This is a genomic window from Terribium retamae (assembly GCF_022347545.1).
Classification (GTDB): domain Bacteria; phylum Pseudomonadota; class Alphaproteobacteria; order Rhizobiales; family Rhizobiaceae; genus Mesorhizobium; species Mesorhizobium retamae.
In genome coordinates, this window is sequence record NZ_JAKREW010000014.1 from 87,999 (window position 1) to 109,174 (window position 21,176).

General features: G+C 61.9%; 25 protein-coding genes. 11 read left to right on the forward strand and 14 right to left on the reverse strand.

Going from position 1 to position 21,176, the window contains the following annotated elements:
• The first annotated feature begins 51 nt into the window (after nt 1–51).
• Complete coding sequence (locus L4923_RS15715; protein WP_239366693.1) at nt 52–1,167, forward strand: Gfo/Idh/MocA family protein; 1,116 nt, start codon at nt 52–54, stop codon at nt 1,165–1,167.
• Between the two features lie 43 nt (nt 1,168–1,210).
• Here the strand turns inward: L4923_RS15715 and L4923_RS15720 are convergent, their stop codons facing one another.
• The 10 genes from L4923_RS15720 to hslV all read right to left on the reverse strand — a co-directional run bounded on the left by L4923_RS15720 (nt 1,211) and on the right by hslV (nt 10,320).
• Nucleotides 1,211–2,302 carry a 3-deoxy-7-phosphoheptulonate synthase gene (locus L4923_RS15720; RefSeq protein WP_343303378.1) on the reverse strand — a complete coding sequence of 364 codons (1,092 nt, stop codon included), beginning with the start codon at nt 2,300–2,302 and terminating at the stop codon, nt 1,211–1,213.
• 302 nt (nt 2,303–2,604) lie between these two features.
• Nucleotides 2,605–3,399: an SDR family oxidoreductase gene (locus L4923_RS15725; protein ID WP_239366695.1), complete on the reverse strand. Its 795-nt coding sequence runs from the start codon at nt 3,397–3,399 to the stop codon at nt 2,605–2,607.
• 19 nt (nt 3,400–3,418) lie between these two features.
• Nucleotides 3,419–4,414 (reverse strand): inositol 2-dehydrogenase, encoded by a 996-nt coding sequence (iolG, locus tag L4923_RS15730; protein WP_239366697.1) that lies wholly within the window; start codon nt 4,412–4,414, stop codon nt 3,419–3,421.
• Between the two features lie 199 nt (nt 4,415–4,613).
• Nucleotides 4,614–5,576 (reverse strand): DUF1402 family protein, encoded by a 963-nt coding sequence (locus tag L4923_RS15735; protein ID WP_239366700.1) that lies wholly within the window; start codon nt 5,574–5,576, stop codon nt 4,614–4,616.
• A gap of 162 nt (nt 5,577–5,738) precedes the next feature.
• The gene (locus L4923_RS15740) at nt 5,739–6,074 is read right to left on the reverse strand and encodes a hypothetical protein (protein ID WP_239366702.1); all 336 of its coding nucleotides are present in this window, start codon (nt 6,072–6,074) and stop codon (nt 5,739–5,741) included.
• Between the two features lie 62 nt (nt 6,075–6,136).
• The gene (hslU, locus tag L4923_RS15745; RefSeq protein ID WP_239366704.1) at nt 6,137–7,444 is read right to left on the reverse strand and encodes an ATP-dependent protease ATPase subunit HslU; all 1,308 of its coding nucleotides are present in this window, start codon (nt 7,442–7,444) and stop codon (nt 6,137–6,139) included.
• 12 nt (nt 7,445–7,456) lie between these two features.
• Entirely contained in the window at nt 7,457–8,635 is a 1,179-nt protein-coding gene (locus L4923_RS15750) for a hypothetical protein (RefSeq protein WP_239366705.1), read from the reverse strand.
• 7 nt (nt 8,636–8,642) lie between these two features.
• Nucleotides 8,643–9,242 carry a DUF2585 domain-containing protein gene (locus tag L4923_RS15755; protein ID WP_239366706.1) on the reverse strand — a complete coding sequence of 200 codons (600 nt, stop codon included), beginning with the start codon at nt 9,240–9,242 and terminating at the stop codon, nt 8,643–8,645.
• Nucleotides 9,239–9,766: a GNAT family N-acetyltransferase gene (locus tag L4923_RS15760; protein WP_343303382.1), complete on the reverse strand. Its 528-nt coding sequence runs from the start codon at nt 9,764–9,766 to the stop codon at nt 9,239–9,241. Before L4923_RS15760 ends, L4923_RS15755 begins: the two co-directional genes overlap by 4 nt.
• Before the next feature lie 2 nt (nt 9,767–9,768).
• The gene (gene hslV, locus L4923_RS15765; protein ID WP_054312621.1) at nt 9,769–10,320 is read right to left on the reverse strand and encodes an ATP-dependent protease subunit HslV; all 552 of its coding nucleotides are present in this window, start codon (nt 10,318–10,320) and stop codon (nt 9,769–9,771) included.
• A gap of 238 nt (nt 10,321–10,558) precedes the next feature.
• Here hslV and hisB point away from each other — a divergent pair, with 238 nt between their 5' ends.
• The 10 genes from hisB to L4923_RS15815 all read left to right on the forward strand — a co-directional run bounded on the left by hisB (nt 10,559) and on the right by L4923_RS15815 (nt 17,604).
• Entirely contained in the window at nt 10,559–11,158 is a 600-nt protein-coding gene (hisB, locus tag L4923_RS15770; protein WP_054312620.1) for an imidazoleglycerol-phosphate dehydratase HisB, read from the forward strand.
• A gap of 2 nt (nt 11,159–11,160) precedes the next feature.
• On the forward strand, nt 11,161–11,649 hold the full coding sequence (locus L4923_RS15775; protein WP_239366707.1) for a DUF2628 domain-containing protein: 489 nt from the start codon (nt 11,161–11,163) through the stop codon (nt 11,647–11,649).
• 1 nt (nt 11,650) lies between these two features.
• Nucleotides 11,651–12,301, forward strand: a complete 651-nt coding sequence (gene hisH / locus L4923_RS15780) for an imidazole glycerol phosphate synthase subunit HisH (RefSeq protein ID WP_239366708.1) — start codon at nt 11,651–11,653, stop codon at nt 12,299–12,301.
• A gap of 10 nt (nt 12,302–12,311) precedes the next feature.
• Complete coding sequence (locus tag L4923_RS15785) at nt 12,312–12,602, forward strand: DUF1330 domain-containing protein (protein ID WP_239366709.1); 291 nt, start codon at nt 12,312–12,314, stop codon at nt 12,600–12,602.
• On the forward strand, nt 12,603–13,349 hold the full coding sequence (hisA, locus tag L4923_RS15790) for a 1-(5-phosphoribosyl)-5-[(5-phosphoribosylamino)methylideneamino]imidazole-4-carboxamide isomerase (RefSeq protein ID WP_239366711.1): 747 nt from the start codon (nt 12,603–12,605) through the stop codon (nt 13,347–13,349). It abuts the gene before it with no gap.
• Nucleotides 13,346–14,203 (forward strand): arginase family protein, encoded by an 858-nt coding sequence (locus tag L4923_RS15795; protein ID WP_239366714.1) that lies wholly within the window; start codon nt 13,346–13,348, stop codon nt 14,201–14,203. The genes hisA and L4923_RS15795 overlap by 4 nt, the downstream gene beginning before the upstream one ends.
• Nucleotides 14,200–14,994: an imidazole glycerol phosphate synthase subunit HisF gene (gene hisF / locus L4923_RS15800; protein WP_239366717.1), complete on the forward strand. Its 795-nt coding sequence runs from the start codon at nt 14,200–14,202 to the stop codon at nt 14,992–14,994. The genes L4923_RS15795 and hisF overlap by 4 nt, the downstream gene beginning before the upstream one ends.
• Before the next feature lie 9 nt (nt 14,995–15,003).
• Nucleotides 15,004–15,330 (forward strand): phosphoribosyl-ATP diphosphatase, encoded by a 327-nt coding sequence (locus L4923_RS15805; RefSeq protein ID WP_239366719.1) that lies wholly within the window; start codon nt 15,004–15,006, stop codon nt 15,328–15,330.
• Nucleotides 15,331–15,353: 23 nt separating this feature from the next.
• Nucleotides 15,354–16,313, forward strand: a complete 960-nt coding sequence (gene coaA / locus L4923_RS15810; RefSeq protein ID WP_239366722.1) for a type I pantothenate kinase — start codon at nt 15,354–15,356, stop codon at nt 16,311–16,313.
• A gap of 64 nt (nt 16,314–16,377) precedes the next feature.
• On the forward strand, nt 16,378–17,604 hold the full coding sequence (locus L4923_RS15815; protein ID WP_239366725.1) for a glycosyltransferase family 87 protein: 1,227 nt from the start codon (nt 16,378–16,380) through the stop codon (nt 17,602–17,604).
• Here the strand turns inward: L4923_RS15815 and L4923_RS15820 are convergent.
• The 4 genes from L4923_RS15820 to L4923_RS15835 form a co-directional block, all read right to left on the reverse strand.
• Nucleotides 17,580–18,233 (reverse strand): alpha-ketoglutarate-dependent dioxygenase AlkB family protein, encoded by a 654-nt coding sequence (locus L4923_RS15820; RefSeq protein ID WP_239366728.1) that lies wholly within the window; start codon nt 18,231–18,233, stop codon nt 17,580–17,582. The two genes, L4923_RS15815 and L4923_RS15820, sit on opposite strands and share 25 nt — an antisense overlap.
• 104 nt (nt 18,234–18,337) lie before the next feature.
• A complete protein-coding gene (lysM, locus tag L4923_RS15825; protein WP_239366730.1) occupies nt 18,338–18,805 on the reverse strand; it encodes a peptidoglycan-binding protein LysM in 468 nt (155 codons plus the stop codon).
• Nucleotides 18,806–18,890: 85 nt separating this feature from the next.
• Nucleotides 18,891–19,328 (reverse strand): alternative ribosome rescue aminoacyl-tRNA hydrolase ArfB, encoded by a 438-nt coding sequence (arfB, locus tag L4923_RS15830; protein WP_239366732.1) that lies wholly within the window; start codon nt 19,326–19,328, stop codon nt 18,891–18,893.
• A 182-nt stretch (nt 19,329–19,510) separates the two neighbouring features.
• On the reverse strand, nt 19,511–21,121 hold the full coding sequence (locus L4923_RS15835) for a phosphoenolpyruvate carboxykinase (RefSeq protein WP_239366734.1): 1,611 nt from the start codon (nt 21,119–21,121) through the stop codon (nt 19,511–19,513).
• Between the last annotated feature and the right edge of the window lie 55 nt (nt 21,122–21,176).

Genomic DNA, 21,176 nt, shown 5'->3' on the forward strand with positions numbered 1-21,176 from the left:
TGATACGGAAATGGATTAAAAAATGCATCACGACCTTGCGCACGGAGGAGATTGCAGATGATCGGCGTCGGCTTGATCGGAACCGGTTTCATGGGCAAGTGCCATGCCCTGGCCTGGACGTCCGTGCGCACCGTCTTCGGAGACGTCGAACCGGTACGGCTTGTTCATCTGGCCGAGGCCAATCCCGACCTGGCAAGGCAGCGCGCCAGCGAATTCGGCTTCGAGAAGGCTTCCGGCGATTGGCGCGCACTGATCGAGGATCCGGCCGTCGATGTCGTCTCGATCACGACCCCGAACCAGTTTCATCCGGAGATGGCCATAGCTGCGCTCGAAGCCGGCAAACATGTCTGGTGCGAAAAACCGATGGCGCCGTCCTTCGCCGATGCCGAGGCGATGCTGGCCGCGGCGCGCCGTTCCGGCAAAGCGGCGGCGCTTGGCTACAACTACATCCAGAGCCCGTCGATCCGGCATATCCGGACGCTGCTGAATGAAGGAGCGATCGGCACGGTCAATCATCTGCGCGTCGAGATGGACGAAGATTTCATGGCCGCCCCCGAAACGCCGTTCAACTGGAAGCATGAGGCGGCATCCGGCTATGGCGCGCTGGATGATTTCGCCGTACATCCGCTGTCGCTGGTCAAGGCGCTGTTCGGTCACGTCGCCAGCGTGATGTGCGACATGGCCAAGCCTTATGCCGATCGCGCCGTGGCAGGCGGCGGGCGGCGTGCCGTCGAGACTTATGACATCGCCAGCACCCTGGTCCATCTCGACAATGGCGTGTCGGGCACGCTGCTGGTCAATCGTTCGGCTTGGGGTCGTAAGGGCCGTATCGCGGTGCAGATCTTTGGTTCGAAAGGCTCGATCCTGTTCGACCAGGAGCGGTTCAACGAATTCCAGCTCTATGTCACTGCCGATCGCGCCACCGAACAGGGATACCGCACCATCCTGGCGGCGCCGGTCCACAAGCCCTATGACCGTTTCATCCCGGCGCCCGGCCACGGGCTGGGCTTCAATGATCTCAAGACGATCGAATGCCGCGAACTGATCCGCCGCATCCGCGGTGAAGAGGCAAACCTGATCGAGTTCGACGAAGGGTTGGAGATCGAGCGCACCGTGCATGCCATGGCGCGGTCGTTCGAGGAAAGGCGCTGGGTCGACGTGCGATAACGCTGCCTAGCGGCGGGAGACCCGCCGCCAGGCAGGTGCATGATCATGCAGCGCCTGGTCGCTTGGCAATCATGGCGCGCTGCGCGCTGCGGCGTTGTTCGACGGCCTCGGCCAGTCCCTTGAGCACGGTCTCCGTCGTTGCCCAGTCGATGCAGCCGTCCGTGATGCTCTGGCCATAAACCAGCGGCTTGCCGGGGATCACATCCTGCCTGCCGGCGACGAGGTTGCTCTCGATCATCAGGCCGATGATGCGGTCGTCGCCCGCCGCGACCTGGGTAGCCACATCGGCGGCGACCATCGGCTGGTTTTCCGGCTTCTTGTTGCTGTTGGCGTGGCTGACATCGATCATCAGTCGTGGCGCGATACCGACACGGGCGAGTTCCGCGCTGGCAGCCTCGACGCTTGCCGCGTCGTAGTTGGGCGCAAGGCCACCACGCAGGATGACGTGGCAGTCTTCATTGCCGGTGGTCGCCGCGATCGCGCTGCGCCCGCCTTTGGTCACCGCCATGAAATGATGCGGGTGCGCGGCGGATTTCACCGCGTCGGCAGCGATGCGGACATTGCCGTCGGTGCCGTTCTTGAAACCGACCGGACAGGACAGGCCGGATGCCAGTTCACGGTGGATCTGGCTCTCGGTCGTCCGCGCACCGATCGCACCCCAGGCGACGAGATCGGCGATGTATTGCGGTGTCGTCATGTCGAGGAACTCGGTCGCTGCCGGCAGACCGAGATTGTTGACGGCGGCCAGTACGTTTCGCGCCAGTCTCAGCCCCTTGTCGATGTTGAAGCTGCCGTCGAGATCGGGATCGTTGATCAGGCCCTTCCAGCCGACCGTGGTGCGTGGCTTCTCGAAATAAACCCGCATGACGATCTCCAGCCGGTCGGACAGACTATCGCGCAGTGCCGCCAGACGATTGGCGTAGTCTATGGCTGCGGCCGGATCGTGGATCGAACAGGGACCCACGACGACCAGCAACCGATCGTCGATACCCGTCAGCATGGCGTGGATCGCATTGCGCGACGCGGCAACCGTGCGGGTCGCGGTCAGCGTGCGCGGTATCTCCTGCATCACCTGGTCAGGCGTGCTCAGTTCCTTGAGTTCCTTGACCCGAAGGTCGTCTGTGGTGGTCAACACGGCTTTCTGCTCCTGGTTGGAGACCTGCCGGCTGAAACAAAAAAGCCGCCAGGTCTGGCGGCTGTTCGGATTTTTATGCTGCAATCTTCAGATCGAGCGCAATCCTCCCGCCGCCAGCGAGCTACCGTAGCTAAAGTACCAAAACGAGGCGGTCAGGTGGATCATGGCGTGGCTTCTAGCCGAAGTCGCGGCGTTTGTCACGCTGGATATTGATGGATCCAGGACGCCTCAAGCGCTGGCGCGGCCATGGCCGCTGGCATCGCGCCAACGGGCAGCGCCGGCCATCAGCATGACCGTTGGCATTACTCGCCGATAATGCCCGGCACGTTCTGGTCGTAATCCACCAGCGCGCCGGTCATCACGCCGGACTGGGGCGACAGCATGTAGGTGATGAGGCCTGCCATCTCATGCGTCTTCACCAGCTGCCCCATCGGCGCGGCAGCTTCGGCCTTGGCAAGCCAGTCGGCTCCGGCGCCATGGAATTTCGCCTGCGTATCGGCCTCGCCCGGCGTATCCATCCAGCCGGGCAGCACCGCGTTGCAGCGGATACGGTTGCGACGATAGGCGTTGGCGACATTCTTGGTCAGCGTCGCCAGGGCGCCCTTGCTCGCCGAATAGGAGGACAGGAAGGACTGGCCGCCATGCACGTTCACCGAAAGCACATTGACGATCGAGCCTGCCTGCCGGGTGTCCAGCAGGTGCTTGACCAGACCCTGCATCAGGAAGAACGGGCCGCGCACATTGATCGCGAACATCTCGTCGAACATGGCGGGCGTGGTTTCGACCAGCGAGCCGCGCGCGGCCGAGGCCGCGGCGTTGACCAGTGCATTCAGGCCGCCGAACCGCTTCACGCCGGCTTCGACGGCAGCGAGACAGGCATCCGGGTCGGCAAGGTCGCCGCTGACGAAGATCGCTTCCGCGCCCTTCTTTTCCAGTTCGGCAATAGCGGTCCGGCCTTTCTCCTCGGAACGTCCGAGCAGAACCAGCGCCTTGCAGCCTTCGTCGACGAGTTGTCGTGCGACCGCCAATCCGACGCCCTGCGCACCCCCGGTGACCAGCGCCCGCGTTGCGCTGTTGCGTGTATCGAGAGCGCTCATTCCGGCCTCCCTGCCTGGCTTACTTGTCGAGACGGATCGTCTTGCCCTGCTTGGCGGATTTGAGCGCAGCATCGGCGATCTTCAGCGCGATCAGTCCGTCCTTGCCGCTGGGCGAAGCTTTCTTGCCGGTGGTCGTCGCCTCGATGAAGGTGGCGATCTCGTTGGCATAGGCGTCGATGTAGCGGGTCATGAAGAAGTCGTGCAGCGGCGGGCGGACATAACCCTTCTCGCTGGCCACTTCGATCGAGACTGGGCGCTGGTTTTCGGCAGCGACCATGCCTTTCGAACCGTGCACTTCGATGCGCTGGTCGTAGCCGTAGGTGGCGCGGCGCGAATTGGAGATGACGGCCTGTTTGCCCGATGCAGTTTCCAGGATGACGCTGACGGAATCGAAGTCGCCGGCCTCGCCGATCTTCTTGTCGACCAGCACCGAAGCATGCGCCGACACGGCCACAGGCTCTTCGCCGAGCAGGAAACGCGCCATGTCGAAATCATGGATGGTCATGTCGCGGAAGATGCCGCCCGAACGCTTGATGTAGTCGACCGGCGGCGCCCCCGGGTCGCGCGAGGTGATCACCACCTGCTCGACCTTGCCGACGGCGCCGTCGTCGATCGCCTTGCGCACGGCGGCAAAATGCGGGTCGAAGCGGCGGTTGAAGCCGACCATCAGCGCGGCCTTGGTCTTGTCGACCACGGCCAGGCATTTCTCCACGCGCTTGACGTCGAGATCGATCGGCTTTTCGCAGAAGATCGCTTTGCCGGCCCTGGCGAAGCGCTCGATCAGGTCGGCATGGGTGTCGGTCGGCGTGCAGATGATCACTGCATCGATGTCCGCAGCTTTCTCAATCGCTTCGATGGAACGGACTTCCGCACCATAGCTGGCAGCCAGTTCCTTGGCTGCCTTTTCGAAAGCATCTGCGACGGCGACCAGCTTGGCCTGCGGGTTCGAGCCGACCGCTCGCGCATGAACCTTACCGATGCGGCCGGCGCCGAGGAGACCAAAACGCACTGTCATGACAACCCCTTTGCTAGGCGCGCCGGTCGAGGTCGCACCGGATACGGAATGAAAAGGCCAGAAAGACTCTGTATGAAATATTTATTCCATGTTCTCTCGGGCCGTCAAGCACCAAGGCATGCCGGATACGATCTCGAACACAGGCATGTTTTTTTGAAACGAACGCAGCGGTGAAAAACCCTGCGCGAGCTGGTCGAGGCTAGAACAGCGCCTTCAGTTCGGCCAGCTTGTCGTTGACCAGCCAGCCGTAATAATTCTCTTCCGGCAGCTTTTCCGGCTCGCCTGCGGCGCGGCGGCGGTCGTTCTCGGTCTTCAGCTGATAGGCGCGCGCTTCCGGGTTGCCGACATTGTAGAGGGTGGCGGTGAGGCCGGGATTGTCCGAAATGTCGAAGCCCGCAATGTTGCGATAGGCCTGGATGGAGGTCTTCACGATCGCGGCCACGTAGGGCAGCGTCATGTCCGGATCCATGATCGTCTTGTAGATCTCGTTGGGATCGTCGACATCGAGCTTGGGAAAGCCCGAAACCTTGTTGACCATGTCGCTCATCTGCAGCGCGGTCAGCGGATTGAGCTGGCCGAGGCCGAAGGTCTGGCCGGCATAGTAGGGCTGGAAGAAGGTGGCGCCGAAGCGGTCGTTGGGGAAGCTCTTGCCGCCCACCGTCTTGCCTCGGAAGGAGCGGTTCCACACCTGCTCGCGGCATTCCCAGATGTCGTTGCTGCCGGTTTCTCCGGCGCATTTCGCGAATTCGGGCCGGCGGATGAATTCGGAGATGTCCTCGCCCTTGTAGGCGAAGGTCAGCTTCGAGGAGAGATAGGACATCGCCTTCACATAGTAAGTCTGCAGGCGGTCATAGGCGCCGACATTATAGGTGTGCTCGCCGACAAGCGCGCCGACAATATGCATGGGGTCGACACCGTAAGCTGCCGCGGCCTTCTTGATCTTGCCGCGCAGCTCGGCGTCGTTCTGCAGCAGCGCGTATACCTTGCGGTATTTCGCGTCGAAGGACGTGTTGGTCGCCTTGGTGCGCTTGCTGGAGGCGCCGGGGATCGGGGGTTGCTCGGCATTGCGGTTGCCCGGTGGCACCAAAGTGGCTGCATGGGCCGCAACCAGCGTCCCCGCGGCCAGCGCCGAAGCGATAAGGAAAGAGACCAGTTTCTTCATCAGTGGCCGCTCGAAATCGTGCAATCCCAGAACCCGCAACGGTCCGGACAGACCTCGCGCTGGATTTGCTCTAGGAAAAGCAGGGGGGCGAGTCGAGCCTTTCGTGTCCAATTGCGGCGAAAGACGCATGCCTGCTTCCATTTGGCCACACCGAGGCTCTGTCTATCCGAGGGCCGACTTCTTCAGGAACTGCACGAATTCCTCAACGAGCCCGGCGCACATCCCCTGTCGGGGGACGTCGAGCACCAGCAGCAAATCGCGAAGTTCCTGTTTCGACAGGGGGCCATGCTGCGAGCTGACCTGGCCGTATTGAGCGGTGCCGCGCGAGGCGATCGATCGGTTGAGTGTGTAATTCTTTACCTGGCCGCCAATCGAAAGCTGAATCCACAGCGAGCCGCCATCGGCCGCCGCCGCACAGTCAACGACGGTGGCAAGCGGTGATGTGGCGTCTGTCATTTGCGGTCCGTGATGGTGGCTGGGCAATGCCGATGAAATCATTCGGTCGCCGCTGCCGCTTCGGCGCGGCTATGAGCGATTTCATCGGCCATTTCTTTCCCAGATTACAGGATGAAGCGTGACAGGTCGGTGTTCTTCGACAGGTCCCCGACATGTTTCTTCACATAGTCGGCGTCGATCGTCACCTTGCTGCCGTTGCGGTCCGGCGCGTCATAGGAGATCTCGTCCAGCACGCGTTCCATTACCGTCTGCAGCCGGCGGGCGCCGATGTTCTCCACCGTCGCGTTGAGGTCGACGGCGATGCCGGCCAGGGAATCGATGGCGTCGTCGCTGAACTCCAGCTCGACGCCTTCGGTCTTCATCAGCGCGATATACTGCTTGATGAGGCTCGCCTCGGTCTCGGTCAGGATGCGCACGAAGTCTTCCTTCTCCAGCGCCCTGAGTTCGACGCGGATCGGCAGGCGGCCCTGCAATTCCGGCAGAAGGTCGGACGGCTTGGAGACGTGGAATGCGCCGGAGGCGATGAACAGGATATGGTCGGTCTTCACCGGCCCGTATTTGGTCGCCACCGTCGTGCCTTCGACCAGCGGCAGCAGGTCGCGCTGCACGCCTTCGCGCGAAGGTCCCCCCGAGACATCGGAGCGGGCCGCGATCTTGTCGATCTCGTCTAGGAAGACGATGCCGTCATTCTCGGCGGCTTCCAGGGCACGGCGCACCACCTCGTCCTGGTCGAGCAGCTTGTCGGACTCGTCCTGGATCAGCAGGTCATAGCTTTCCTTCACCGTGGTCTTGCGCATCTTGGTGCGCTTGCCGCCCATGGCTTTCGACAGCATGTCGTTGATGTTGAGTACGCCGACCCCACCGGGCATGCCGGGGATCTCGAAACCTGGCATGCCGCCGGTGCCGGTGTCGGCCACCTCGATCTCGATCTCCTTGTCGTCCAGCTCGCCGTCGCGCAGCTTCTTCTTGAAACTCTCGCGGGTCGCCGGCGAAGCCGTTTTGCCGACCAGGGCTTCCAGCACACGCTCTTCGGCGTTGACGTGGGCGCGCGCCTTGACGTCTTCGCGCATCTTTTCGCGCACCAGGCCGATGCCGACCTCGACGAGGTCACGCACGATCTGTTCGACGTCGCGGCCGACATAGCCGACTTCGGTGAACTTGGTCGCCTCGACCTTGACGAAGGGCGCGCCCGCCAGCTTGGCGAGGCGGCGCGAGATCTCGGTCTTGCCGACGCCGGTCGGCCCAATCATCAGGATGTTCTTCGGCATCACCTCTTCGCGCATCTGGCCTTCCAGCTGCTGGCGGCGCCAGCGGTTGCGCAGCGCGATCGCAACGGCGCGCTTGGCATCTTTCTGGCCGATGATGAAACGGTCGAGTTCGGAAACGATTTCGCGGGGAGAAAAATTGCTCATGAAATTACACGTCTACGCTTGTTTGATGGAAGGGAGTTTGATGGGAGGGAGCTTGTCGAGCACGGATGTGGGGAGTGTCGGGCGTACGATCAAGCGCCGGATATGCTGCCAGCCTGCGCCGAAGGTTATGATCAAGGCGCCGACCACCAGCAGGATCAAGGCAAAGGGCGGAATGCCGGTGCTGTTGGCCGTCGAATTGATCAGGTAGTAGATGCCCAGCGAGCCGAAATAGGCCAGTGTCGGCACCAGCAGTGACCGCCGGTCGATGGCAAGCGCCACATAAACGAAGGCGATGATGAGGATGGCCAGCATGATGGTGGCATTCGCATCGGGTTCGATGCGGCCCATCACGACATCCTGTCCGGTCGCCATGATGAAGAGGGGATGAACCAGCATCGGCGCCGACACGACATGAAGCCAGAAGGCGCAATCGGACCAGATCTTGCGCCGTTCTCGGTCATACACGTCGAGCGCAACCGCGGTGCCGAACACCACCAGGCCGCAGATCAGCGGCATGTATAGCGCTGCCCGCATCAGCTCCGGCATGTCTTCCAGGCGCGGCGGAGCAACCGCCCCGGTTGTCACCCCATCGTACAGGAGGACAGCAGTCTGCAGGAACGCAAGCAACGTTGCCGCGATCGCGAAAACACCTGCCAGAATGGGCACCCTGAAGCGCCAGAAATAGAGCGCAACTGCCGCCATGGTGCCGCCAAGGAAGAGATAGCCGGCGCTGGAGACCTGCTGGCGCAGCGCCAGCAATTGCCAGATCGATTCCGGTTTCTGAATTGGATAGCGTGCGAAGATCTCCAGCCCGAGCGCGACAGTGAAGGATATGACGAAAAACAGGCTGAGCACCGTCGACGACAGCTTCATGCGATGCTGGCGCGTCACCACTTCGGCAAGCCCCCAGGAAAACACCGCCACCAGCGCAGCGATCCACAATCGCTGGCCTGGCAGCAATGTGTTGAGCACGAAATAGAAACCGACCGTCAGCAGGATCGTGCCGACGGTCACGAAAAGATCGTTGCCGCCGCCGATCAGCCGCAGGTTCTCCTCGGCCGCTTCCGCTGCGTCTTCCGCGTTGAACGAGCCTGTGCGCTCCAGTGCGTAAAGCCGGTCGCGCTGCTGTGTCGTGATCACGCCCTGGGTGACCGCGCTGTCGAGCGTTTCCTGGCTGATCACAACAGGCATCCTGTCATCATGCGGCCCCTTGCCAGGCTTTGACTGCTTCCAGCGGATATACCAGCATCAGGACGTTGAGCGCGAGGTTGTCGCGAACCATGTAGCCGGTACCGAGCTCGAACAGAATGGCGATGATCACGACCAGCCAGACGGGAAGGTAGCGGGCAGCTGCAAAGCCCGCCACCATGGCCACCGTGTCAGCCACCGAATTGATGATGGAATCGCCGAAATAGTCGAGCGAGATCGTGCCCGCGCGGTAGCGGTCGATGATGATCGGGCTGTTTTCCAGGATTTCCCAGCCGCCCTCGATCACCAGCGCGAAAGCAAGCCGGACCCAGATCGATGAGCGGGGAAATAGAAACCGGGCCAACGCATAGAACAGGAAGCCGTGGATGATATGGGACGGCGTATACCAGTCGGAAATGTGCTGGGAATTCTCCGAGCTCATCACCACGCCGTGCCACAGCTTGACATAGCCGCAGGTGCAGATCGCCGGATGGCCCTGAAGGTAAAGCACCAAGGCCTGGATGACGACCAGCGCCGCCATGATCGCCAGCCCGGCTGGCCAGGCCAGCCGCTGATGCAACGGCAGGTCAGTGGCGCCGGCAGTGCTCATTCTGCGTCCGCTTTGTCTGGGTTGTGGATCGCCATCAGCAGCGCTTCGCCACCCTTCTCCGTCTTGAAACGACGCACCGGGCGGAAGCCGACTTTTTCATAGACCCTGACGGCAACCCTGTTGGCCGGATCGGGATCAAGGATGACACGGGGCGCGCCTTCCTCGAACAGCATCTCCACGAATTGGGCGATAAGCCGCGTACCATGGCCTTTGCCGATCAGGGCGGGTTCGCCGATGAACTGGTCGATGCCGAGCGTGCCGGTCGGCTGGTCCTGGAACGGGTTTTCGCCTTCATCGAGATGAGGGTCGTAGCTCTGGATGAAGCCGATCGGTTTGCCATCCAGCTCGATGATGAAGGGCTCGACCCAGATGCTGTCGATCGCTTCGGCGATCTCCGTCATCTCGGTCTCCTTCTCGCCCCACCATGCAGCGACATGCGGCATGACGAGCCAGCGCGCCAGCAGCGGCATGTCCTCATGCGTCAGTGGACGAAAGCCGTAGCTGGGCGCCTTCGGGGAACTCACGATCAGGCGGCGTCCAGCGTCTCGACGACGAAGTTGTGGTTTGTGTAGACGCAGATGTCGGCCGCGATCTGCATGGCCTTGCGGGCGATCTCCTCGGCATCCTTGTCGGTGTCGATCAGGGCGCGCGCCGCCGCCAGAGCATAATTGCCGCCCGAGCCGATCGCCATCACGCCCTGTTCGGGCTCCAGCACGTCGCCATTGCCGGTCAGCGCCAGCGAGACATTCTTGTCCGCCACCAGCATCATCGCTTCCAGCCGGCGCAGATAGCGATCGGTGCGCCAATCCTTGGCCAGTTCGACGCTCGCGCGCATCAGTTGATCCGGATACTGCTCGAGCTTGGCTTCCAGTCGCTCCAGAAGCGTGAAGGCGTCGGCCGTCGCGCCGGCGAAACCGGCGATGACGCTGCCGCCCTTGCCGATGCGGCGTACCTTGCGGGCATTGCCCTTCATGATGGTCTGGCCAAGGCTGACCTGTCCGTCGCCGGCGATCACCACCTTGCCGCCCTTGCGCACGGTGACGATGGTCGTGGAGTGCATGGAACGTTCGTCTGACATATGTTGCTCCGGACCCGCGCCATCCCTTTCAAGGCGACCGGCGCGGTACGAGTTGAGTTGCGACATATGTATGCAGCTCCATCCCGTTTGCAAACCCGGACTGGAGCAGCTGCCCAACCCGGCTCCCTATCGACCATAGCCTCCAAAGGCATATGTTTCGACTGGCGGTTTTGGCAACTGGCAATCGCCGGATCATGCTGTTAGAACCCACTCGTTTTCCTGTAACGAGGATGAGGTCATGGCGCCCCGTTCGGCCGAAATCAGCCGCAAGACCAAGGAAACCGACATCACCGTGTCGGTTCATGTCGACGGCACCGGCAAATCCGACATGTCGACCGGGGTCGGCTTCTTCGACCATATGCTCGACCAGCTGTCGCGCCATTCCCTGATCGACATGACGGTGAAGGCAAAAGGCGATTTGCACATCGACGATCACCACACCGTCGAAGACACCGGCATCGCGATCGGCCAGGCGCTGGCCAAGGCGCTTGGCGAACGGCGCGGCATCATGCGTTACGCCTCGATCGATCTCGCCATGGACGAAACGCTGACGCGCGCCGCAATCGACGTGTCGGGACGGCCATTCCTGGTCTGGAACGTCGCTTTCTCGGCGCCGAAAATCGGCACTTTCGACACCGAACTCGTGCGTGAGTTCTTCCAGGCACTGTCACAGCACGCTGGCATCACGCTGCATGTGACGAACCACTACGGCGCCAACAATCACCACATCGCGGAAACCTGCTTCAAGGCTGTCGCGCGCGCGCTGCGTGCCGCGCTCGAAAGCGATCCGCGCCAGCCGGACGCGGTTCCTTCCACCAAGGGTTCGCTGCAGGGTTAGTCATGGCCAGCTACATCGTCATGGAGCCCCCTTCCGATGGCCTCGATACGAGGCCCGAGGGGACGCGGTTGATCCGTGACGGATTTTCCTGGATAGGCTTCATCCTCCCGCCGCTGTGGCTGCTATGGCATCGGCTCTGGTTTGCCGCAGTGCTGGCCTTCGTCGTTCTTGGCGCGCTGTCCTTTGTCGGTGAAAGCGAGGGGCTCGCTCTTGCCGGTTCGCTGCTGACCTTGCTCGTCTCCTTCATCGTGGGGTTCGAAGGGCAGGCATTGCGGGCTGCCGCCCTGCGCCGTGCCGGCTGGACCGAGTGGGGCGTGGTCGAGGCTGAGAATTTTGCCGATGCCGAAACCCGCTATGCATTCGGGCGCCAGCCGTCCGAACCGGCGGTCGAGCCAACCGAACCGCGCCCGACGATCGTGCCGGACGCTAGTCACGCGCGCCCGCTGCAGACTGGCATGGCGCTTGGACTTTCCCACCCCGGACGACACTGACATGCGCGTTGCCATCATCGACTACGGCTCGGGCAATCTGCGCTCGGCCACCAAGGCCTTCGAACGCGCTGCGCGCGAAGCGGGCATAACTGCCGACATCGACCTGACAGCGGACGCGGAACGGGTTCGCAACGCCGACCGGATCGTGCTGCCCGGTGTCGGCGCCTATGCCGATTGTGCTGCCGGCCTGCATGCGGTCGGGGGCATGTGGGAGGCCGTGCAGGAAGTTGCCATTGCCAAAGGCAGACCTTTCCTCGGCATTTGTGTCGGCATGCAGCTGATGTCGGAGCGCGGGTTGGAAAAGACGGTCACCCAGGGCTTCGGCTGGGTCGGCGGTGACGTGAAGGAGATCAAGCCTTCCGAGCCGGCACTGAAGATACCGCAGATCGGCTGGAACACGATCGAACTGAAGCGTGAGCATCCGTTGTTTGCCGGCATACCGACCGGGCAGGACGGTCTTCATGCCTACTTCGTCCATTCCTATCATCTCGATGCACGGAACCCTGGCGAGATGCTGGCTGTCACCGATTATGGCGGGCAGGTAACGGCTGCCGTGGCGCGTGACAATCTTGCCGGCACGCAGTTTCATCCCGAAAAGAGCCAGGCGCTTGGCCTTGCACTGATCGCCAATTTCCTGCGCTGGAAGCCGTGAGGAGGATATCGTGAGCAAGAAGGGCTACTGGATGGCCATGGTCGATGTCCGCGACGCGGATATCTACAAGAAATACATCGAAACCAATGGCACGGCTTTTTCCAAATACGGCGCCAAGTTCCTGGTCCGGGCCGGACGCCATACCGAGCCCGAGGGCCCGACCGGCAACCGGCACGTGATCATCGAGTTCGATTCCTACGAGACAGCGCTCGCTTGCTACAACTCGCCGGAATATCAGGAGGCGCTGAAGCATCGGCTGGCCGGATCGGTCGGCAAGGTCGCCATCGTCGAGGGGGCATAAGTGATCCTCTTTCCGGCAATCGACCTCAAGGACGGCAAATGCGTTCGCCTGAAACTCGGCGACATGGATACGGCAACAGTCTACAACGACGATCCCGCCGATCAGGCGCGTGCCTTTGAAGCGCAAGGCTTCGAATGGCTGCACGTCGTCGACCTGAACGGTGCCTTCAAGGGCAAGAGCGTCAACAGCGCCGCTGTCGGCGCCATACTGAAAGCCACCAAGAATCCGGTTCAACTCGGCGGCGGCATCCGCACCTTGCCGCAGATCGAGGATTGGCTGGACCGTGGGCTTGCGCGCGTCATCCTGGGCACGGTCGCGGTGCGCGACCCCGAACTGGTCAAGGAAGCCTGCCGGGCATTCCCGGGCCAGGTCGCCGTCGGCATCGACGCCAAGGGCGGCAAGGTGGCGGTTGAGGGCTGGGCGGAAGCTTCCAGCCTCGGCGTCGTCGAACTGGCTAAGAAGTTCGAGGGCGCCGGCGTCGCGGCCATCATCTACACCGACATCGACCGCGACGGTGTGCTCACCGGTATCAACTGGGATTCGACCATCGACCTTGCCGAGGCGGTATCGATCCCGGTCATCGCTTCCGGCGGTCTGGCCTCTATTGCCGACATCGTGCGCATGACCATGCCGGACGCCGCCAAGCTCGAAGGCGCCATTTCCGGCCGTGCGCTTTACGACGGCCGCATCGATCCTACGGAGGCCCTGGCGATCCTGAAGGGCAAGACCAAGGAGGCTGCCTGGTGAAACTCTCGATCATCCTGGCTTCTTACGATAGCGGCCACTTCCACGGCGGCTGCGGCCAAGGGCCTGACGCGCTGATTGCCGGCGGACTGGTCGAAGCGCTGACGCTTGCCGGTCACGAAGTCGACGTGGAAGACATCGGCAAGGTCGGTGACGAGCAGGGTCGCGAGATTGCAACTGGTTTTGCCGTTTGCCGGGCCGTCGCTGAAAAAGTGCGCGACGTACGGGAGGAGGGTCGCTTCCCCATCGTGCTGACGGGCAACTGCCTGACGGCCTCGGGAGCCGTCGCCGGAGAGAATGCCGATTCGATCATCTGGGCCGATCAGCACGGTGATCTCAACACGCCCGAGACATCGATTTACGGCTTCCTCGACGGCATGGCGCTGTCGACGGTGCTCGGCCTTTGCTGGAAGCCGATGGCCCTGGAGATACCGGGTTTCAAGCCCATTGATCCCTCGCGCTGCATGCTCATCGACGCGCGCGACCTCGACCCCGACGAAAAGGCATTGCTGGAAACGTTGCCCGTCATTCGAACGGAATGTGGCGGCGCGGCGGGAGCCGTGGCGAAGCTGAAGGCGGCCGGTGCGACACGCACGCACATGCATATCGACCTCGATGTGCATGACCCGAAGGAACTGCAGGCCAACCGCTACATGACGGAAGGCGGTCCAAATCCGGTGCAGGTGCGCCGTGCGGCATGCATCATGGCCAAGGAAATTCCGGTCGTCGGCATCACCATCTCGGCCTATGATCCGGCGTTCGATGCCCAGGCCGAAGTACCGCCGCTGGTCGGGCAACTGCTCACCGATTTGCTGGCTGTGGTGGAAGGCTTGCCGAACGAAGGAGCCGCCCTTTGACACTCAAGGCACGCGTCATTCCCTGTCTGGATGTAAAAGACGGCCGCGTGGTCAAGGGTGTCAATTTTGTCGACCTGGTCGACGCCGGTGATCCCGTGGAGGCCGCTAGGGCTTATGACGCGGCGGGTGCCGACGAGCTTTGCTTCCTCGATATCACAGCCTCGTCCGACAACCGCGAAACCATCTTCGACGTCGTCGCCCGCACAGCCGAACAGTGCTTCATGCCGTTGACGGTCGGTGGCGGCGTGCGGCAGCTGGCCGACATTCGCAAGCTTCTGCTGGCAGGGGCCGACAAGGTGTCGATCAACACGACAGCCGTGAAAAACCCGTCCTTTGTGGCGGAGGCTGCCGACAAGTTCGGCAACCAATGCATCGTCGTTGCCATCGACGCCAAGAAGGTTTCCGCTGCCGGTGAGGCCGACCGCTGGGAGATCTTCACGCATGGCGGCCGCGAAAAGACCGGACTTGATGCCGTCGAATTCGCCCGCAAGGTCGTCGATCTCGGCGCCGGCGAGATCCTGCTGACCTCGATGGATCGCGATGGCACCAAGGCGGGCTATGACATTGCTCTGACGCGGGCTGTCGCAGACGCCGTTCGAGCGCCGGTGATCGCATCCGGTGGCGTCGGCAATCTCGACCATATGGTCGCCGGCATCCGCGACGGCCATGCCACCGCCGTGCTTGCAGCGTCTATCTTCCACTTCGGCGCCTATACGATCGCCGAGGCCAAGCAGCATATGGCGGCGGCTGGGCTGCCGATGCGACTCGACTCGCTCTCCAAAGGGTCCTAAACGGCTATTATGACTGGCTTTTCGCTGTCCGATCTCGAAGCGACCATTCGCGAGCGTGCGCATTCCGGCGATCCGGAATCGTGGACGGCCAAGCTTTATGCGCGCGGCATCGACAAGGCCGCGCAGAAGCTCGGCGAAGAAGCCGTCGAGACCGTCATTGCCGCCGTCAAGGGTGACCGGCAAGGGCTCGTTTCGGAAAGCGCCGATCTTCTTTATCATTGGCTGGTGGTGCTCGGCATCGCCGGCGTGCCGCTGGACGAAATCCTGGCGGAACTCGAACGCCGGACCGGGCGTTCTGGCATCGCCGAGAAGGCCTCGCGGGACGGGCGCGGCTGATGCTGGAAAGGGCGGGGAACTCGATGGACCAGCTCACGCCGACCGAGAAATACTCTCCCTATCTTTTCTTTTCCGCCGAGGACTGGGCCAAGTTCCGCGCCGACACGCCGCTGACGCTGGGCAGGGATGAGATCGACAGGCTGCGTTCGCTGAACGACCCGGTCGACCTGGAAGAGGTCACGCGCATCTATCTCTCGATGTCGCGCCTGCTGTCGGCGCATGTCGAATCCAGCCAGATGCTGTTTCGCCAGCGCCGGGCTTTCTTCAACAAGGCGAGCGTGGTCAAGACGCCTTATATCATCGGCATCGCCGGTTCGGTGGCGGTCGGCAAGTCGACCACTGCGCGCGTGCTGAAGGAGTTGCTCGCGCGCTGGCCGTCGAGCCCGAAGGTCGATCTGGTGACGACCGATGGCTTTCTTCTGCCCAACGAGGTGCTGCGCCGCGACCGGCTGATGGAACGCAAGGGTTTTCCCGACAGCTACGATGTCGGCGCACTGCTGCGTTTTCTCTCCTCGATAAAATCGGGCGAACGCGACGTGCGTGCGCCGCTCTATTCGCACCTGACTTATGACGTGCTGCCCGGCGCGTATGTCACCATCGACCAGCCGGATATCCTGATCTTCGAAGGCATCAACGTGCTGCAGCCCGGCAAGCTGCCGATGGACGGTAAGTTCGTGCCTTTCCTGTCGGATTTCTTCGATTTCTCGATCTACATCGATGCCGACGAAGAGCTGATCCACGAATGGTACATCGCCCGCTTCATGCGGCTGCGCGAGACGGCCTTCCGAAACCCGGAATCCTTCTTCCATCGTTATTCGCAGCTGTCGGAAACGGCGGCCCGTGCCATCGCCGAAGGCTTGTGGGCCAACATCAACCTGAAGAACCTGCGCGAGAACATCCTGCCGACGCGCCCGCGCGCCGATCTCATCCTGCGCAAGGGCGCCAATCATCTGGTTGAAGAAGTGGCGCTGCGGAAGCTGTAGGGCTGAGTGGCCGTTCCTTAAGAAGTTTCTGTCAACAAAGCCAAGGACAACCGTCTCCGGCGCCATGCAGCAACTTCAGCAAATGTCTCTCATTTACCGACTGGTTCTCTACGCCTCCCTGGCGCTTGCGGTCCTGGTCGTTACGTCGATGACGATGGGGTTTCTCAAGCCGAGCGTTGATCTGTCGATAGCCGATAAGGATTTTGCGAATTATTGGATCGCAGGGCGCTTGATCCAAGACGGCAAGGTGCTTGATCTCTTTGGACCGCACCCTGCTTATTTTGCTCATTTGAAGGCAGCGTTCGGCCCGGAATTCCAGTGGCACAACTGGAGCTATCCTCCCCATTACCTGCTGTTGATCTGGCCGCTTGGCCTGTTCGACTACAAGAGCGCCGCGCTGCTGTTCCTTGGCAGCACTGCTGTTGCGTTCGTTGTCGCCTATCGGGCCTTTATCGGCGAGCGCAGCCTTTTGGCTTGGGTGGCCGTCTTTCCTCTGCTCATCCTCAACTTTTGGTGCGTGCAAAACGGCTATCTGAGCAGCGCCCTGGCGCTGGGCGCTCTCGCTCTTCGCGACAAACGGCCGATCGTTGCCGGCGTTTTGCTCGCCATGCTGACGATCAAACCGCAATTGGGGATTTTGTTTCCGTTTCTCCTGATCGCCGAACGACGTTGGCTGATGATCATCAGCACCGTGGCGGCAACCGTAGCATTTTTCGCTGTTTCTGCTGCTGTCTTCGGGATTGAGGCGTGGCGGGGATATCTGAGCGAAGTATTGCCCTACCAAACCAGCGTCATGACCAATCTGGGCGGCCTGTTCCTCGATATGCTGCCGTCCTCTTATGGGGCACTCCGCAATATCGGCGCGGGAGCCAGCCTCGCTTTGGCGGTGCACTGGCTGATCGCTTTGCCGACGGCCACGATATCCATCTGGGCACTGTTTCGTGTTGCGGATGCGAGAGATCGCGCTGCCATTCTGCTGATCGCGACATTCATCGTTACACCCTATGCGCTGAATTACGACCTGGCCAGTTTCGAGGCGGCCGTAGCCTTGCTTGCCATGAAGGACGCAAGGACTGAGCCCAGCCACTGGATTCGCAAATTCCTCTTTTCACTGGCGATGTTACTGCCCGTGCTTATGATGTTTCTCGGTCTCGTCAAAATTACAATCGCCCCGCCAGTGATGCTGGCGATCTGGTGGGTTGCGCTGAAACAGGCCGGATTTGCTTTCCGCAATGGCAACAGCAGTGTCGAGAAGAGACGATCCATTCACTCTGTATCGACAGCGGGATAGTGCGGCTCGGCGGCGGCTGGCTTTGTCACCCTTCGCAGCGTCAGGTTGATCCGCCCCCCGTTCTTCAAGAGCGCTGAAGTCATCGGATAGATGCGGTCGACGCCGTGGAATGCGAGACGGCCGTCACCGCCCAACACCACGACATCGCCTGATTTCAGCCTGAACGAAACCGTCTTGCCGTCGCGCACCGTCTGCCCGACCCTGAACAGGCATTCGTCGCCAAGCGAGACCGATACGACCGGTGCCGCGAATTCCTGCTCGTCGCGATCCTGATGCAGGCCCATCTTGGCGTCAGCCGTGTAGAAGTTGATCAGGCAGGCCTCCGGCGGATGCGGATAACCCGAGACCTCGCGCCACAGCGAGAGCAGGGTTTCAGGAATCGGCGGCCAAGGCTTCCCGGTCACCGGATGCGTGGCCTGATAGCGATAGCCGCGCTCCTTGTCGGTGACCCAGCCAAGCGCGCCGCAATTGGTCATGCGCACGCTCATCTCCTTGCCGGTGCGCGGCATGGCAGGCACGTAGAGCGGTGCTTCCTGCACAATGGCGCGTATGGCCTCGACCAGGGTTTCCTGGGTCGATCGAGGCAAGTGGCCCGGCATGTGGCGGACGCCTTTGGGCAGAACAAGCATGGAACTTTTTCCGGGTTCGACTCGCGTTCAAGGGCAATGTAATCCGCAAACGAAAAACGGCGACCCGAAAGCCGCCGTCTCGTTGTTTGCCTTATTGCGGCCGATCAGAGTTCGGGAATGCGCAGGACCTGACCCGGATAGATCTTGTCGGGATGGGTCAGCATCGGCTTGTTGGCCTCGAAGATCACATTGTTCTTGGCGCCCTGGCCCTTGCCATATTGCGCTTCGGCGATCTTCCAGAGATTGTCGCCCTTTTTCACTGTATAGAACACAGGGGCCTTGGCGGGTGCTGCGGTGGCGGTGTCGGTGCCGACCTTCAGTTCATCCGCCTGCACTTTCGAAACACCCAGCGTGTTGCCGACAGCAATCACTGCCTTCTCGAAGATCGACTGGTCCTTGACCTCGCCCTTCAGCACCGCCGTATCGCCCTTGACCTCGACCTGCACGCCATCGGTGCCGAGATTGTGCGAGTCGAGTTCCTTTTTCAGCGTGCCGGCGTCTGGTGCCGCTTCCTCATCGTCGCCAATGCCGAGCTTCTTGCCGACGCCTTTGACGAAATCGAAAATTCCCATTTGAGAGGCCTCCATGCCTGTTGAGCGGGAGCGCCAACTTTGCATCAGAAAGCCGCTAAGGGAAGTGCCTTCAGGAACTTGGCCCTTATTCTTCGCCAACCCTCCCGCGTAGTTTTTTGACTGTCGAGCGCCCGGCCTTGCTTTTCAGGCGTCGCTCGATTGCACCTTTGCTGGGCTTAGTCTTCTTGCGCGGCGGGGGTGGTGGCTCCGCTGCCTTGGCCACCAATGCCACCAGTCGGGAACGCGCATCGGCGCGGTTCTGCTCCTGCGTGCGGAAACGGCCCGCCTCGATGACGATGACACCGTCCTTGGTTGCCCGCTGGCCGGCAAAGCGGATAACGCGGTCGCGCACGCGCTCGGAAAGCCCCACCGCATTCGCTGCATTGAAGCGCAACTGCACGGCGGTCGCCACCTTGTTGACGTTCTGGCCGCCGGGGCCGGACGAACGGATGAAACTCTCTTCAAGGTCGTCCGGGTGGATGACCGCCTCTCTGCTCACCGTGATGATATCTTCATTCGCCATGGTGCAGTGATGGCGCGCCTGCACCAAAAAGAAAAGGCCCCACCTTGGAGCGTTTCCGTACGTGCGGAAACGCTCCAATTTTGTTTTGCGCAATTCCGGACGGAAAACCGTTGCACACTTTTCCTGGAATTGCTCGAAGTCGGGCCCTGGAGGCAGAGAACCGATGTAAACTTTGCGGCTGGCTATTCCGCCGCTTCCTGTACGCGTGGCGCCGCGCCGCGCACGGCTGCATCGACGTGGTCTTCGAACTTGCCGAAATTGTCGATGAACATGCCGACCAGCTTGGCAGCCTGGCGGTCGTAGCCAACCTTGTCGGCCCAGGTCGAGCGCGGGTCGAGAATGGCGCTGTCGACGCCTTCCACCGCTACAGGTACCTCGAAGCCGAAATTCGGATCGGTGCGGAACGAGGCCTTGTTGAGCGAACCATTGAGCGCGGCGGCGAGCAGCGCACGTGTCGCCTTGATCGGCATGCGGCGGCCGGTGCCATAGGCGCCGCCGGTCCAGCCGGTGTTGACCAGCCAGCAATCGACACCGTGCTGGGCGATCAGTTCGCGCAGCAGATTGCCATATTCCGAGGGGTGACGCGGCATGAACGGCGCACCGAAGCAGGTAGAGAAAGTGGCTTCGGGCTCGGTCACGCCTTTTTCAGTGCCGGCCACCTTGGCCGTGTAGCCGGACAGGAAGTGATACATGGCCTGTGCCGGCGTCAGCTTGGCGATCGGCGGCATCACACCGAAGGCATCGGCCGTCAGCATGATGATGTTCTTGGGGTGGTTCGCACGGCCGCTGGCGCTGGCATTCGGGATGAAGTTCAGCGGGTAGGCGCAGCGCGTGTTTTCTGTCAGCCGGCCATCGTCGAAATCCGGCACCCGCTGGTCGTCGAGGATGACGTTCTCCAGCACGGTGCCGAAGCGCCGGGTGGTTGCGAAGATTTCGGGCTCCGCCTCGGCCGACAGCTTGATGGTCTTGGCGTAGCAGCCTCCTTCGAAGTTGAAGATGCCGTGCGGTCCCCAGCCATGCTCGTCGTCGCCGATCAGCGTGCGCGACGGATCTGCAGAAAGCGTGGTCTTGCCGGTGCCGGACAGGCCGAAGAACACGGCGGCATCGCCGGCGGGACCTTCATTGGCCGAGCAATGCATGGGCATCACACTCTGTTCCGGCAGCAGGTAATTCAGCGCTGTGAACACCGACTTCTTCATCTCGCCGGCATAGGAAGTGCCGCCGATCAGCACGATCATGCGCGTCAGGTCGAGCGCGATCATCGTCTCGGTACGCGAGCCGTGGCGGACAGGATCGGCGCGGAAAGACGGCAGGTCGATGATGGTCATCTTCGGCAGGAAGCTGGCCAGCGCTTCGGCCTCCGGGCGGATCAGCAGGTTGCGGATGAACAGCGAGTGCCAGGCGAATTCCGTGATGACGCGGGTCGGCAGGCTCAGCTCGGTGTCGGCGCCGCCGACGAGATCCTGCACATAAAGATCCTTGTCGGCTGCATGCGCCAGGAAATCGGCAAGCAGCGTGTCGAACTGCTCGGATGTGATTACCTTGTTGTTGCCCCACCAGACCGAGTTTTCGGTCTTGGCATCGCGCACCACGAACTTGTCCTTGGGCGAGCGGCCGGTGTGCTGGCCGGTCTCCGCAACCAGTGCGCCGTGGGCGGTCAGCTTCGCCTCGTTGCGGCGCAGTGCTTCCTCGTAGAGTTCGGCGGCGCCGAAATTATAGCGCACCGTGCCAGACGTCTTCAGGCCAATCGCCTCGAGTCCGCATGCGGGATTACGCTTGCCGCGTTCCGCCATCGATATTCTCCTTGATTGCCGTTTCGGTGGTTGCGTCAGGATCGGGCGATCCAAG

What these genes read in the sequence shown, in the direction of transcription:
- L4923_RS15725 (WP_239366695.1), bottom strand. Translation starts at nt 3,399, where the DNA reads ATGAGCGCTCTCGATACACGCAACAGCGCAACGCGGGCGCTGGTCACC.
- iolG (WP_239366697.1), bottom strand. Translation starts at nt 4,414, where the DNA reads ATGACAGTGCGTTTTGGTCTCCTCGGCGCCGGCCGCATCGGTAAGGTT.
- L4923_RS15735 (WP_239366700.1), bottom strand. Translation starts at nt 5,576, where the DNA reads ATGAAGAAACTGGTCTCTTTCCTTATCGCTTCGGCGCTGGCCGCGGGG.
- L4923_RS15740 (WP_239366702.1), bottom strand. Translation starts at nt 6,074, where the DNA reads ATGATTTCATCGGCATTGCCCAGCCACCATCACGGACCGCAAATGACA.
- hslU (WP_239366704.1), bottom strand. Translation starts at nt 7,444, where the DNA reads ATGAGCAATTTTTCTCCCCGCGAAATCGTTTCCGAACTCGACCGTTTC.
- L4923_RS15750 (WP_239366705.1), bottom strand. Translation starts at nt 8,635, where the DNA reads ATGCCTGTTGTGATCAGCCAGGAAACGCTCGACAGCGCGGTCACCCAG.
- L4923_RS15755 (WP_239366706.1), bottom strand. Translation starts at nt 9,242, where the DNA reads ATGAGCACTGCCGGCGCCACTGACCTGCCGTTGCATCAGCGGCTGGCC.
- hslV (WP_054312621.1), bottom strand. Translation starts at nt 10,320, where the DNA reads ATGTCAGACGAACGTTCCATGCACTCCACGACCATCGTCACCGTGCGC.
- hisB (WP_054312620.1), top strand. Translation starts at nt 10,559, where the DNA reads ATGGCGCCCCGTTCGGCCGAAATCAGCCGCAAGACCAAGGAAACCGAC.
- L4923_RS15775 (WP_239366707.1), top strand. Translation starts at nt 11,161, where the DNA reads ATGGCCAGCTACATCGTCATGGAGCCCCCTTCCGATGGCCTCGATACG.
- hisH (WP_239366708.1), top strand. Translation starts at nt 11,651, where the DNA reads ATGCGCGTTGCCATCATCGACTACGGCTCGGGCAATCTGCGCTCGGCC.
- L4923_RS15805 (WP_239366719.1), top strand. Translation starts at nt 15,004, where the DNA reads ATGACTGGCTTTTCGCTGTCCGATCTCGAAGCGACCATTCGCGAGCGT.
- coaA (WP_239366722.1), top strand. Translation starts at nt 15,354, where the DNA reads ATGGACCAGCTCACGCCGACCGAGAAATACTCTCCCTATCTTTTCTTT.
- L4923_RS15815 (WP_239366725.1), top strand. Translation starts at nt 16,378, where the DNA reads ATGCAGCAACTTCAGCAAATGTCTCTCATTTACCGACTGGTTCTCTAC.
- L4923_RS15820 (WP_239366728.1), bottom strand. Translation starts at nt 18,233, where the DNA reads ATGCTTGTTCTGCCCAAAGGCGTCCGCCACATGCCGGGCCACTTGCCT.
- lysM (WP_239366730.1), bottom strand. Translation starts at nt 18,805, where the DNA reads ATGGGAATTTTCGATTTCGTCAAAGGCGTCGGCAAGAAGCTCGGCATT.
- arfB (WP_239366732.1), bottom strand. Translation starts at nt 19,328, where the DNA reads ATGGCGAATGAAGATATCATCACGGTGAGCAGAGAGGCGGTCATCCAC.
- L4923_RS15835 (WP_239366734.1), bottom strand. Translation starts at nt 21,121, where the DNA reads ATGGCGGAACGCGGCAAGCGTAATCCCGCATGCGGACTCGAGGCGATT.